Origin of the sequence: Nocardioides thalensis (assembly GCF_013410655.1) — a bacterium.
GTDB classification, from domain to species: domain Bacteria; phylum Actinomycetota; class Actinomycetes; order Propionibacteriales; family Nocardioidaceae; genus Nocardioides; species Nocardioides thalensis.
Map to the genome: position 1 here is coordinate 139257 of NZ_JACCFP010000001.1, position 12539 is coordinate 151795.

Annotated in this window: 15 protein-coding genes; 11 read left to right on the plus strand and 4 right to left on the minus strand. The window is 72.4% G+C overall.

The annotated features are described in order from the left end of the window. Nucleotides 1-27: 27 nt before the first annotated feature. On the minus strand, nucleotides 28-438 hold the full coding sequence (locus HNR19_RS00670) for a hypothetical protein (protein WP_179666086.1): 411 nt from the start codon (nucleotides 436-438) through the stop codon (nucleotides 28-30). Nucleotides 439-517: 79 nt separating this feature from the next. Here HNR19_RS00670 and sp36 point away from each other — a divergent pair, with 79 nt between their 5' ends. The 4 genes from sp36 to HNR19_RS00690 are packed head-to-tail and all read left to right on the plus strand — an operon-like array spanning nucleotide 518 to nucleotide 2877. Continuing rightward, nucleotides 518-670, plus strand: a complete 153-nt coding sequence (sp36, locus tag HNR19_RS00675) for a Sp36 family protein (RefSeq protein ID WP_179666087.1) — start codon at nucleotides 518-520, stop codon at nucleotides 668-670. Nucleotides 671-686: 16 nt separating this feature from the next. Continuing rightward, nucleotides 687-1145 carry an Atu1372/SO_1960 family protein gene (locus tag HNR19_RS00680; RefSeq protein WP_179666088.1) on the plus strand — a complete coding sequence of 153 codons (459 nt, stop codon included), beginning with the start codon at nucleotides 687-689 and terminating at the stop codon, nucleotides 1143-1145. A gap of 2 nt (nucleotides 1146-1147) precedes the next feature. Then, on the plus strand, nucleotides 1148-2035 hold the full coding sequence (locus HNR19_RS00685) for an NUDIX hydrolase (protein ID WP_179666089.1): 888 nt from the start codon (nucleotides 1148-1150) through the stop codon (nucleotides 2033-2035). Continuing rightward, nucleotides 2032-2877, plus strand: a complete 846-nt coding sequence (locus HNR19_RS00690; protein ID WP_343046982.1) for an MBL fold metallo-hydrolase — start codon at nucleotides 2032-2034, stop codon at nucleotides 2875-2877. Before HNR19_RS00685 ends, HNR19_RS00690 begins: the two co-directional genes overlap by 4 nt. Before the next feature lie 55 nt (nucleotides 2878-2932). Here HNR19_RS00690 and HNR19_RS00695 read toward each other — a convergent pair whose 3' ends face one another. Then, a complete protein-coding gene (locus HNR19_RS00695; protein WP_179666090.1) occupies nucleotides 2933-3610 on the minus strand; it encodes a Crp/Fnr family transcriptional regulator in 678 nt (225 codons plus the stop codon). 336 nt (nucleotides 3611-3946) lie between these two features. On the opposite strand from HNR19_RS00695, the gene nth reads away from it, so the two are divergent. The 6 genes from nth (at nucleotide 3947) to HNR19_RS00725 (ending at nucleotide 9451) form a co-directional block, all read left to right on the plus strand. After that, nucleotides 3947-4681, plus strand: coding sequence for an endonuclease III (gene nth / locus HNR19_RS00700; RefSeq protein WP_343046983.1), 735 nt, complete (start codon nucleotides 3947-3949; stop codon nucleotides 4679-4681). Nucleotides 4682-4686: 5 nt separating this feature from the next. Further along, nucleotides 4687-5277, plus strand: coding sequence for a TlpA family protein disulfide reductase (locus tag HNR19_RS00705; RefSeq protein WP_343047331.1), 591 nt, complete (start codon nucleotides 4687-4689; stop codon nucleotides 5275-5277). Further along, on the plus strand, nucleotides 5274-6080 hold the full coding sequence (locus HNR19_RS00710) for an NUDIX hydrolase (protein WP_343046984.1): 807 nt from the start codon (nucleotides 5274-5276) through the stop codon (nucleotides 6078-6080). The genes HNR19_RS00705 and HNR19_RS00710 overlap by 4 nt, the downstream gene beginning before the upstream one ends. Continuing rightward, a complete protein-coding gene (locus HNR19_RS00715) occupies nucleotides 6077-7264 on the plus strand; it encodes a MarP family serine protease (RefSeq protein ID WP_179666092.1) in 1188 nt (395 codons plus the stop codon). Before HNR19_RS00710 ends, HNR19_RS00715 begins: the two co-directional genes overlap by 4 nt. A gap of 93 nt (nucleotides 7265-7357) precedes the next feature. Beyond that, nucleotides 7358-8617, plus strand: a complete 1260-nt coding sequence (locus HNR19_RS00720; protein ID WP_343046985.1) for an acyl-CoA dehydrogenase family protein — start codon at nucleotides 7358-7360, stop codon at nucleotides 8615-8617. A gap of 54 nt (nucleotides 8618-8671) precedes the next feature. Then, nucleotides 8672-9451: an enoyl-CoA hydratase/isomerase family protein gene (locus HNR19_RS00725; protein ID WP_179666093.1), complete on the plus strand. Its 780-nt coding sequence runs from the start codon at nucleotides 8672-8674 to the stop codon at nucleotides 9449-9451. Here the strand turns inward: HNR19_RS00725 and HNR19_RS00730 are convergent, their stop codons facing one another. Both HNR19_RS00730 and HNR19_RS00735 read right to left on the minus strand, forming a co-directional pair. Then, complete coding sequence (locus HNR19_RS00730) at nucleotides 9452-10189, minus strand: hypothetical protein (protein ID WP_179666094.1); 738 nt, start codon at nucleotides 10187-10189, stop codon at nucleotides 9452-9454. Between the two features lie 113 nt (nucleotides 10190-10302). Continuing rightward, a complete protein-coding gene (locus tag HNR19_RS00735) occupies nucleotides 10303-11238 on the minus strand; it encodes an oxygenase MpaB family protein (protein WP_179666095.1) in 936 nt (311 codons plus the stop codon). 78 nt (nucleotides 11239-11316) lie between these two features. On the opposite strand from HNR19_RS00735, the gene HNR19_RS00740 reads away from it, so the two are divergent. Continuing rightward, a complete protein-coding gene (locus HNR19_RS00740) occupies nucleotides 11317-12522 on the plus strand; it encodes an oxidoreductase (protein ID WP_179666096.1) in 1206 nt (401 codons plus the stop codon). The last annotated feature ends 17 nt before the right edge of the window (nucleotides 12523-12539 follow it).

Consider the following 12539-nt stretch of genomic DNA (forward strand, 5'->3'; position numbering starts at 1 on the left):
GGGTCGCACCTGTCAGGCCTGGTGGGGTCACGCCATCTTGTCGGCGAGCACGATCCAGGTGAAGAACGAGATGCCGAGCAGCATCCCGACGTGGCCGAGGATGGACAGGCCGGGTCCCTGGCCCCAGGAGTCGCCGGTGGCGTCGGCGGCGTGCTTGCTCGGGCGCGCCATCCAGCGGCCGAGGATCAGCAGCCCGATGGCGACCTCGATCCACCAGGCGACGAGGGTCACGATGCCGAGCGTGGTGCCGGGAGAGCTGAGGTAGAAGATCCAGGTCCCGAGAGCGACGATGCCCATGAGCGTGTGGGCGTTGACGATCTCGTGCGGGACCGTGGCGTGGCCCGCTTGGCTCTGCTCGTTGGACAACCGCGACCGGGTCAGCAGCACGACCACGGCTGCCAGGCCGGTGAGGAGCCACACGGCGTTGTCGAGATTCATCCGGGCATCGTGGCACAACCCGTGACCGGCGCCACAGCACCGTGTCCACCGCCGGGACGGGCTGAGTAGGGTGCGGGGCATGACCAAGTGGGAGTACCAGGTGGCGCCCGTCCTCAACCACGCCGCGGCGCAGATCCTCAACAACTTCGGCCAGGACGGCTGGGAGCTCGTCACCCTCGTCCCGAGCCCGCAGGGCAACGACATCGCCTACTTCAAGCGCCCGGCCGAGTGACGGGGCGGGCTGAGACGTGACATCCCCCGAGGAGAACCTCGCCGCGCTCGGTCTCACGGTGCCCGACGTGGTGCCGCCGGTGGCGGTCTACGTCCCGGCGGTCCGGTCCGGCTCGCACGTGTTCACCGCCGGCCAGCTCCCGATGCGCGACGGCCAGCTCATCGCCACCGGCAAGGTCGGTGGCTCGGTGACGCCGGAGGAGGCCTACGAGTGCGCGAAGCAGTGCGCGCTCAACGGGATCGCCGCGATCAAGGCGGAGATCGGTGACCTGAGCGCCGTCAAGCGCGTCGTCAAGGTGGTCGTCTTCGTCGCGTCGACGCCCGAGTTCACCGCCCAGCCGGGCGTCGCCAACGGCGCGTCCGAGCTGCTCGGCGAGGCGTTCGGCGAGGCCGGCATCCACGCCCGGTCCGCGGTCGGCGTACCCGTGCTGCCGCTCGACGCTCCGGTCGAGGTCGAGCTGGTGGTCGAGGTCTGAGGGTGCGGATCCCCCTGCCGCCGGTGCCGCTGCCCGACGACCTCGCGGCGATCGCACGTGAGTACGACGACGGCACCCGCGAGCCGGCCGAGCCCCGTGCGGCGGCAACGGTGGTGCTGCTCCGCGACGGCTCGGCCGAGTCGTCGGGGTCGCCGGAGGTCTACCTCCTCCGCCGGCACGTCACGATGGACTTCGCCGGCGGCATGTGCGTCTTCCCGGGCGGCGGCGTCGACCCGCGCGACTTCGACGCGTCCGTGCAGTGGGCGGGCCCGTCGCCGCAGGAGTGGGCGGAGTCGCTCGGCTGCGACGAGGAGCTGGCCCGGGCACTGGTGTGCGCCGCGGTGCGCGAGACGTTCGAGGAGTCCGGGGTCCTGCTCGCCGGCGCGTCGCCCGACGAGGTCGTCGCCGACACCACGGGTGAGGACTGGGAGGCCGACCGGGTCGCGCTGGAGTCGCGCGAGCTCGCGATGACCGACTTCCTCGCCCGTCGCGGGCTGGTGCTGCGCACCGACCTGCTCGGCGTCTGGGACGGCTGGCAGACGCCGGTCTTCGAGCCCAAGCGCTATCGCACGTGGTTCTTCGTCGCGCACCTCCCGGAGGGCCAGCGCACCCGCGACGTCTCGACCGAGTCGGACGCGGTCGTCTGGATGCCGGCCGCGGAGGCGGCCGACCGCGCCGACGCCGGCACCCTCGCGATGCTGCCGCCGACGTACCTCACCTGCCTCGAGGTCGGCCAGCACGGGACGGCCGGCGAGGTGTTCGCGGCCGCCGAGGGACGCACCGTCGACATGTTCACGCCTGCGGTCGAGCCGCTGGGGGAGGGCTTCACGCTGTCGATGCCCGACCGGCTCCGGCCCCTGGTCGCCGCGCGCCGGGGCGCGTCGTCGTGACGACCGCACCGCCGCCGACGCCGACCGGACCCTGGAGCGGCGGCGCGTACGGCGACCGCGGCCGCTGCGTGCTCGCGCCGAACCCCGGCATCATGACGCTCGACGGCACCAACACCTGGGTGCTGCGCGAGCCTGCGGCCGAGCGGTCGATCGTGGTCGACCCCGGGCCGCTGCACGACGAGCACCTCGACGCCGTCGCCGAGGTCGCGGGCCAAGTGGACACCGTCGTCGTCACCCATCACCACATCGACCACACCGAGGCCGCGCGCAGCTTCGCCGAGCGAATGGGCTGCGGCGTCCGCGCCCTCAACCCCGACCAGTGCTGGCGAGCGGACCCGCTCACCGACGGCGAGATCCTCGACGTCGCCGGCCTCCGCGCCGAGGTCGTCACCACGCCCGGCCACACCGCCGACTCGATCTCGCTGCTGCTGCCGGCCGACCGCGCGCTGCTGACCGGCGACATGGTGCTGGGGCGCGGCACGACCGTCGTCGTGCACCCGGACGGCCAGATCGGTCCCTACCTCGACTCGATCGGCCGGATGCGCTCGCTGGTCTCCGACGGCCGGGTCGCCTCGCTCTGGCCGGCGCACGGCCCGGTCCTCGACGACGCGGCCGCGGTGCTCGACTACTACCTCGTGCACCGGCGCGAGCGGCTCGACCAGGTGGAGGCCGCGTTGGCCCGGCTCGGTGTCGACCTCTCCGGGCTGGGCCCCGAGGTCGCCGAGGACCCCGAGCTGCCGCGGCAGGTCGTCGAGGTCGTCTACGCCGACGTCGACGAGTCGCTGTGGGGCGCCGCCGAGTGGTCGGTGCGCGCGCAGCTGGCCTACCTCGCCGAGTCGTAGGAGTGAGAGTGACCTATAGGTCACTCTGAGTCCTACGACCTCAACGGTCGGGCGCTCAGCGAGCCCGACGGGTCATCCGCTCCATGTCCATGATCACGACCGACCGCGGCTCGAGCCGCAGCCAGCCGCGCGAGGCGAAGTCGGCGAGCGCCTTGTTGACGGTCTCGCGGGAGGCGCCGACCAGCTGGGCGAGCTCCTCCTGGGTGAGGTCGTGGTGCACGTGCACGCCGTCGTCCGCCGTACGGCCGAAGCGCTCGGCGAGGTCGAGCAGCGCCTTGGCGACGCGGCCGGGCACGTCGGAGAACACGAGGTCGGCGACGACGTCGTTGGCCTTGCGCAGCCGGCCGGCGAGCTGCGCGAGCAGGCCGCGGGCGACCTGCGGGCGGCCCTCGAGCCAGCGCAGCAGGTCCTCGTGGGACAGCGAGGCGAAGTCGGCGTCGGTGACCGCGGTGACGGTCGCGGAGCGCGGGCCGGGGTCGAAGAGCGAGAGCTCGCCGAACATCTGGCCGGGGCCGAGGATCGCGAGCAGGTTCTCGCGGCCGTCGGACGAGGTGCGGCCGAGCTTCACCTTGCCGTCAAGCACGATGTAGAGCTTGTCGCCGGAGTCGCCCTCGTGGAAGAGCACCTCCCCGCGGCGCAGCCGCGTCTCGGACATGGACGACCGCAGCGCGGACGCGGCCTCGTCGTCCAGGGCGCTGAACAGCGGTGCCTGACGGAGCACGTCGTTGTCCACGGATCCTCCAGATGAATCGGTAGGGCTCGGAGTACGGCGCTGCCGGTGGCCCAGCGCCGCGTGGTGCTGTTGAGCAGGTTCCCCCGGGACAACCCGCGAACACGGGCGGTCGGCACGCATCCTAGCCAGTGGGCCACCTCACACCTAGCATCAGCGCCGCGCTGGAGGTCGCCGTCGTCCGCAGGCGGCCCCGCTGGGAGGGTGCCCTTCGTCCACACCCGACCCGCGGTTGTCCCCAGGCTTGTCCACAGGCTGTGGGAGTGAGTGCGACGCGCGTCACACTCGGCCGGGCCGTGCGCTGGGAGCCTGTCGGGAGCACCGCATAGGCTGGCCCGCGTGCCGGCCAGTGTGACGCCTACCCCCGGGGTGAGAGCGGAGGAGACCCGCACCCAGCTGGTCCGCCGGGCTCGCAAGATCAACCGGGTGCTCGCAGAGACCTATCCCGACGCCCACTGCGAGCTCGACTTCGACAACGCCTTCCAGCTGCTCGTGGTCACCGTGCTCTCCGCGCAGACCACCGACAAGCGGGTCAACGCAGTGCGCCCGACCCTGTTCGCGGCCTACCCGACGCCGGCGGCGATGGCTGCCGCCGACCGCGTCGACCTCGAGACGATCGTCGGGCCGCTCGGGTTCTTCCGCGCGAAGACCGAGGCGCTGCTCAAGCTGAGCGCCGCGCTCGTCGAGAACTTCGACGGCGAGGTGCCCGGCCGCCTCGACGACCTGGTGACCCTCCCCGGCGTCGGCCGCAAGACCGCCAACGTGGTGCTCGGCAACGCGTTCGGCGTCCCCGGCATCACCGTCGACACCCACTTCGGCCGGCTGATCCGGCGCTTCGGCTGGACCGAGGAGACCGACCCGGTCAAGGCCGAGCACGCGATCGGCGCGCTGTTCCCCAAGTCCGACTGGACGATGCTCAGCCACCACCTCATCTGGCACGGTCGCCGCCGCTGCCACGCCAAGAAGCCGGCGTGCGGCGCCTGCCCGGTCGCGCGCTGGTGCCCGTCGTACGGCGCGGGTCCCACCGACCCGGCCGAGGCGGAGAAGCTGGTGCGCACCGAGGGGCCCAATTGAGGGCGGTGACCGGTACGGCGCTGCTCGCGGTCGCGGTACTGCTCGCCGGCTGCGGCTCCGACGACCCGGCAGCGGCCTGCGAGGTCGACGTCACCTCCTCGGACCTGGTGGCCGACCGGGAGGCCGCCGGCGTCCCCGACTGCGCGCCGGGCGGGGGAGACGCCGACCTGCCCGACGTGGCGCTGCCGTGCCTCGGCTCCGACGAGGAGGCCACGCTCTCCTCGGTCGAGGGCCCGGCCGTGATCAACTTCTGGGCGTCGTGGTGCGAGCCGTGCATCAAGGAGATGCCGGCGCTCGCCGAGTTCCACGAACGGTACGGCGACCAGGTCGCCGTGGTAGGAGTCAACTGGCAGGACGGCTACCCGGCGGCCGCCATCGACCTCGCGCGGACCAGCGGCACGGCGTACCCCTCGCTCGCCGACCCGTGCGGTGCGTTGTCCGAGACCGACCTCGCGATCGTCGGGCTGCCGCAGTTCGTCTTCGTCAAGGAGGACGGATCCGTCGAGCTGGCCAACGGCGGCAAGGAGTCCCTCGACGAGGTGGTCGACATGGTCGAGGCCAAGCTCGACATCGACCTGGAGCGGGCACGGTCGTGACCCGCGACCAGCTGCCCGCCTGGCTCCGGCCCGTCGCCGACGCGGCCGACGCGATCGAGGGCCGCCAGCTCAGCCAGTTCCTCCCGCCGGAGGGCTCCGACCCGCGGCGGGGCGCGGTGCTGATGCTGTTCGGCGACGACCCCGGCGACGCGATCGGCGGCGACCTGCTGCTCACCGAGCGCGCCCACGACATGCGCTCCCACCCCGGTCAGGTCTCGTTCCCCGGGGGCTCCATCGACCCAGGAGAGACCGCCGTGGAGGCGGCGCTGCGCGAGGCGCACGAGGAGATCGGCGTCGACCCGGCCGGTGTCGAGGTGTTCGGCGAGCTGCCCGAGCTGTGGCTGCCGCCGTCCAACTTCGCGGTCACCACGATCCTCGGCTGGTGGCGCGAGCCGAGCCCGATCCGCGTCGCGAGCCCCGCCGAGGTGCACGAGATCCACCGGGTGCCGCTCGGCGAGCTGGTCGACCCCGACCACCGCATCCAGGTGCGCCACCCCGGCGGCTGGGCGGGGCCGGGCTTCCTGATCGGCGACGACAAGGACGTCATCCTCTGGGGCTTCACCGGAGGCATCATCACCCGGTTCTTCGCCGCGCTCGACTGGCTGCCGCCGGTCGACGACCCGCCGGTGCACGACCTCCCCGACTACATGCTCGCCGAGTACCGTGCCTTCGTCGCCCGCCACGAGGCGGGCGCCCAGGGTGCTGACGGGCTCGACCTGCTCGAGCCGAACGACGATGACGACGCCGACGACCCCGACGACGTCGCCCCGGCCCCGCCGTACGATCCGGAGGCCGACAGGTGAACATCCTCGACTGGGCGCTGCTGCTGCTCGTCGCCGCCTACGCGCTCTCGGGCTACTGGCAGGGGTTCGTGACGGGCGCGTTCGCCACGGTCGGCCTGCTCCTCGGCGGCATCTTCGGCATCTGGCTGGCGCCGATGGTCCTGGGCGACGCGGCGCCCTCGCTCGGGGTGTCGCTCGGCGCGCTGTTCATCGTGATCCTGGCGGCCTCGCTCGGCCAGGCGCTGCTCCAGTACGCCGGCGCGCGGGTCCGCGAGAAGATCACCTGGCAACCCGCGCGAGCCCTCGACGCGGTCGGTGGCGCGGCGCTGAGCGCGGCCGCCGTGCTCCTGGTCGCCTGGGCCCTCGGCGTCGCCGTGTCCGGCACCCGGATCGGCGCCGTCACCGAGCAGGTGCGCGACTCCGCGGTGCTCGAGAAGGTCGACGGGGTGCTTCCCGACGCGGCGCAGGCGGCGCTGCAGGCGTTCAACAACGTCGTCGGTACAGGGTTCTTCCCGCGCTACCTCGAGCCGTTCGCCGACGAGGACATCGTCGAGGTCGGCCCCGGCCCCCGGCGGCTCCTCGACGATCCCGAGATCACCGCCACCGAGTCGAGCGTGCTCAAGATCCTCGGCGCCAACGACTGCGGTCGCGGCGTCGAGGGCACCGGCTTCGTCTACGCGCCGGGCCGCGTGATCACCAACGCGCACGTGGTCGCCGGCGTCGACGACCCCGAGGTGCAGGTCGACGGGGGCACCGAGCTGGCGCGGGTCGTCGTCTACGACCCCGAGCTCGACCTGGCGGTGCTCGACGTCGACACCGGCAGCGCGCCCGTGCTCGACTTCGACATCGAGGCGGGTGGAGCCTCCGAGGCGGAGGACCCGGTCGCGATCGTCGGCTATCCGCAGGACGGCCCGTTCGACGTACAGCCCGGCCGGATCCGGCAGCAGCAGACGCTGCGGTCGCCCGACATCTACGGCAGCGGCACCGTGCTGCGCGAGGTCTACTCCGTGCGCGGCCTGGTGCGGCCCGGCAACTCCGGCGGCCCGCTGGTCACGCCCGAGGGCGACGTCGCGGGCGTGGTCTTCGCGGCTTCCGTGACCGACCCCGAGACCGGATATGCGCTCACCTCCGAGCAGGTCAAGGAGGTCGCCGACCAGGGGGAGGGTGACGAGACCGAGGCCGACACGGAAGCATGCGCTTCATGAAGCCACCCCACGACGTTCTTCGTCTCCCCCGCTTCGCTCCTCCGACGAACAACGCCGCGGGGACCCCGACGACTCGACCTAGGTGATGACGACGTGAACCAGCCGATGTATCCCGCCTACCCGGCCCCCAGCGCCCGCGCGCAGGAGCTGTACGACGCGATGCTCGCGTTCGTGCGCGACGAGGTGCTCCCGGCGGAGGCGTCGTACGCCGCCTACCGCGCCGAGCGCGGGCCGGCCGACCACACGCCGCCGCCGGTGCTGGAGGAGCTCAAGGAGAAGGCCCGCGCCCGCGGCCTCTGGAACCTCTTCCTCCCCCACGAGTCCGGGCTCTCGCAGCTGGAGTACGCCCCGATCGCCGAGCTCTCCGGCTGGAGCCCCGAGCTCGCGCCGGAGGCGATCAACTGCGCCGCGCCCGACACCGGCAACATGGAGCTGCTCCACCTCGTCGGCACGCCGGCCCAGCAGGACCGGTGGCTCAAGCCGCTCCTCGACGGCGCCATCCGCAGCGCGTTCGCGATGACCGAGCCGGCCGTCGCCTCCTCCGACGCGACCAACATCGAGACCCGGATCGACCGCGACACCGACGAGTACGTCATCAACGGGCGCAAGTGGTGGATCACCGGCGCGGCCGACCCGCGGTGCGCCGTGCTCATCGTGATGGGCAAGACCGACCCGACCGCCGAGCTCCACCGCCAGCAGTCGATGGTGATCGTCCCGGCCGACACCCCGGGCGTCGACATCCAGCGCTCGCTCCCCGTCTTCGGCCACCACGACCAGCACGGCCACTGCGTCGTGCAGTTCACCGACGTGCGGGTGCCGGTCGAGAACCTCCTCGGCGAGGAGGGCGGTGGCTTCGCCGCCGCGCAGATGCGCCTCGGGCCCGGCCGCATCCACCACGTGATGCGGGCGCTGGGCGCCGGCGAGCGCGCGCTCGCGATGATGGTGCGCCGCGCGACGACGCGCGAGGCGTTCGGCGGCCCGCTGGCCAAGCAGTCGTCGGTGCGCGAGCGGATCGCGGAGTCCCGCATCGAGCTCGACCAGGCGCGGGCGTTGTGCCACCACGCGGCGTACGTCGTCGACAGCCAGGGCAACAAGGCCGCCCGGCACCTGATCGCTGAGGCCAAGGTCGCCGTACCGCGCGCGGTGCTCTCGGTGATCGACCGTGCGATCCAGCTCCACGGCGGCGCCGGCATCGGCGACTCCACCGTGCTCTCGCAGCTGTGGGCCTGGCACCGCGCCATGCGGATCTTCGACGGCCCCGACGAGGCCCACCTCGCCACCCTCGGTCGGGCCGAGCTGATGCGGGCCCCGCTCTTCGAGCTGCCGCCGACGATCCACGACCAGTTCGCCTGAGTTACCCCACGCGCCGCGCCGCCGCCGCTCGCCCCACGTCCCGAGGAGGACCTCATGACCGACTTCGTCCGCTACGAGTACGCCGACGGCGCGGCCCGCGTGACGCTGGCCGACGGTGACGCCGGCAACCCGCTGCACCCGGAGTCGGGGCGGCAGCTGTTCGAGGCGGTGCTGCGGGCGAAGGCCGACCGGGCGCGGGTGATCGTGCTCGCGGCCGAGGGCCGGTTCTTCTCGGTGGGCGGCGACCTGGGGTCGTTCGGCCGGGCCGGTGACGACGAGCTCGAGCCGATGCTCCTCGAGCTGGCGGAGGCGGCGCACCGCACGATCGTCGAGCTGGTGCGCGGCGACGCGATCGTGGTGAGCGCGGTGCAGGGCACCGCGGCCGGCATCGGCTTCCCTCTGGCCGCCGCGGCCGACGTGGTGCTCGCCGCCGACACCGCGAAGTTCAGCCTCGCCTACACCAAGGTCGGCCTCAGTCCTGACGGCGGCGGCAGCATGCTCGTGCACACCCTCGGGCTGCACCGGGTGCTGCGGCTCGCTCTGCTCGGCGACCTGCTCACCGCTGCGGAGGCCCACGCGGCCGGCCTGGTCGCCCGCGTCGTGCCGGCCGACGAGCTGGCCGCGGCGACCGACGAGGTCGTCGCCAACCTGCTCGCCGGGTCCGGGCAGGCGCTCGCCGCGACCAAGCGCCTGGTGCGCGACGTGGCCGAGCCGGCTCCCGAGACCGCCCTCCGCAAGGAGGCCGCCTCGATCAGCCGGCTCGGCGGGTCGCCGGACGGGCGTGAGGGGATCGCCGCGTTCCTGGAGAAGCGCGCCCCGAAGTTCGGCTCCTGATCAGGCCGCCGGCGGGGCAGCCGTCTCCGCAGGCTCTTCCCCGGCGAGGGCGGCGACCAGCCGGTCGACGGCGATCTGGGCGAGGCCGGCGTGCATCTCCGACTCGTCACCGAGGTCGAGCGTCCCGACCTGGGTCAGGACGTTGCCGATCCGGGAGATCGACACGTGCTGGCTGATGTTGTTGGGGGTGCCCTCCTGCGTGATCGTGCCGGCGATGACGATGTTGATCTGGTCGTCGACCTCGTCGCTGATCGGCTCCTCGTCGGAGGTGATCGTGACGTCGAAGGTGATGCCCTCGTCGCTGGTCTCGTTGATCTCGGTGCAGGAGGCGAGGCCCTCCTGGACCTCGTCGAACTTCTCCGTGATGGCGCCCTCGTCCTCGAAGTAGAGGACCTCGTGGCTCACCGACGGTAGGCCGATCGTGCTGTCCTCGAACTGGTGCTTGGACTCCAGCGTCGGGTCGAGCTCGTCGATCGAGTCGCCGATGTCGCCGAAGCAGCCGGGGGAGTCGTTGTCCTCGTCGTCCTCGTGCGGCACCTCCTCCCAGTCGTCGCCCGTGAAGTTCTCGAGGGTGAGCGCGGCGGCGTCGAGCTGCTCCTGGGTCACCGACGGGGAGTCGCCGGAGTCGCCGGAGTCGCCGGACTTCTCGTCGTCGCCGCACGCGGCAGCGGTGGTCGCGACCAGCGCCAGCACGGCGACGGCGGCGAGGCGGCGGAACGGGGCAGGGGTGGTGCGCATGAGTCCTCCAGGGACGAGGTGGATGGTGGCATCGTGGCAGGACCCGAGCCGCCGCGGGGGACTCTTGCCGCCGTGCGGACGGCAAAACCATCCCTAGGGAGGGTTTGCGGCAGTCAGGCCCCGGTGGTCGGGGCCGTCGACGCGGCCGGCCGCTCGTCCGTCGCCGCGTGCGGCACCGGGCAGCCCGCGGCAGCAGCAGCGCCGAACGGCGTGAACGTGCCGAGCTCGGCGAGGTCGTAGCCGCCGGGATAGCTGCGGATCCGGTTCATGTCCTGGAGGTACGTCGGCTTCCGCTTGCTCGGCAGCAGCCGCAGCAGGCGGGCGCGGGCACGGAGGCCGGCGCGCGTCGCCGCGCGCACGCGGGGACCGGGGTCGTCGTACCGGAAGGCCTCGCGGAGCGGCTCGTCCATCAGCGCCCGGCTGGTCGCGTTGACCGCCTTGCGCAGCGGGCGCGGGTAGAACTCGTCGAGGAGGGCGAGCGTGGCGTCGGCGACGCGGCGGGCGCCGGCGTCGAAGGCGAAGTGCCGCCGCTCGTAGTCGTCCATCAGGTGCATGAAGCCGTCGTAGGTCTCGGGGATCTCGCGGATGCCCATCCGGCTGCCGAGCTCGCGGTAGTAGTTGACGGTCGCCCGGATCTCGTTGTCGGTCAGCTGCCGCCAGCCCCAGGCGTCGATCCACCGCTTCGGCACCACAACGAACGTCGACAGGACGTAGCGCATGTCGTCGTTGCTGATGTCGTACATGCGGTGCATCTGGTTGATCCGTCGGATGCCGGTGCGCCCCTCCGGGCTGTCGAAGCCGTGCACGAACGGTGCCTCGAGCAGCAGCGCGGTGTCGTCGTACCGCTTCTGGCAGTGCTGCGCGAACTGCTGCGTCTGGTCGAGCAGGCGGCCGATGCTCGGCACCGCGTAGGTGCGGAAGAGCGCGAAGCTGAGCGCCTGGGTGAGGTCCCAGGTGAACTCGTAGAGCGTCAGGTTGCGGACGATCTCGACGTAGTCGGCGTCCGGGTCGAGTGCGTCGTTGCGGTCGCGCCACAGCGTCTTCGCCATGCCCCGAGGTTACTGGCACTCTGCCAATTGCGACACTGCCCGTCTACACGAGAAACTAGAACGCGTTACATTTCCGTCGTGACCCCCGACGTCTTCAGCCCCGTGAGCCTCGGTCCGGTGCGGCTGCGCAACCGCACCGTGAAGGCGGCCACCTTCGAGGGGCGGACGCCGCAGGGCCAGGTGACCGACGAGCTGATCGCCTACCACGTCGCGCCCGCTGCCGGCGGCGTCGGCATCACGACGGTCGCCTACCTCGCGGTCGCTCCCGAGGGTCGCACCCACAAGGACGTCATCGTCGTCGGCGACGACACGCTGCCCGGCCTCGCGCGGCTCGCCGACGCGGTCCACCAGGAGGGCGCCGCGATCGCGGGCCAGGTCGGTCACGCCGGCCCGGTCGCCAACGGCCGCTCCAACGGGGTGCACGGCATCGCCGCGTCACGGATGCCGAGCCCGCTGTCGATGCAGATGGTGCGCGCTGCGACCGAGCAGGACCTGACCCGCGTGACGAAGGCGTACGTCGACGCGGCCCGCACGCTCGTGCGCGCGGGCTTCGACGTGCTGGAGCTGCACATGGCGCACTCCTACCTGATCTCGTCGTTCCTGGCCCCGGGGCTCAACCGCCGCCGCGACCGGTGGGGCGGGCCGCTCGAGCGTCGTGCCCGGCTCGGACGCCAGGTCGCGCGCGCCGTACGGGAGGAGGTCGGGGACGCCTGCGCCGTCACCGCCAAGGTGTCGGTGAGCGACGGCTTCAAGGGCGGCGTGACGACCGAGACCGGCCTGGAGTTCGCGCAGCTGCTGGAGGCCGACGGCCACCTCGACGCGCTCCAGCTCTCGGGCGGCTCCTCGCTGATGAACCCGATGTACCTCTTCCGCGGGGGCGCGCCGGTGAAGGAGTTCGCGGCCGCGATGCCCGCGATCGTGCGGTGGGGGATGCGCACGCCGGTGGGCAAGGGCTTCATGAAGTCCTACCCGTTCGAGGAGGCCTACTTCCGCGAGAAGGCGCTGCGCTTCCGCGAGGGCCTGTCGGTGCCGCTGATGCTGCTCGGCGGCGTCAACACCGTCGCGACGATGCAACAGGCGATGGCGGAGGGCTTCGACTTCGTGGTGATGGGGCGCGCGCTGCTGCGCGAGCCCGACCTGCTCCTGCGGATGCAGACTGGCGAGGTGACCTCCGGGATCTGCATCCACTGCAACCGCTGCATGCCGACGATCTACTCCGGCACCAGCTGCCCGGAGTGGGAGCCGGAGCGGGTCATCCCGGTCCCGGCGGTCACGGCGACCTGAGCAACACCCTTCCGCCG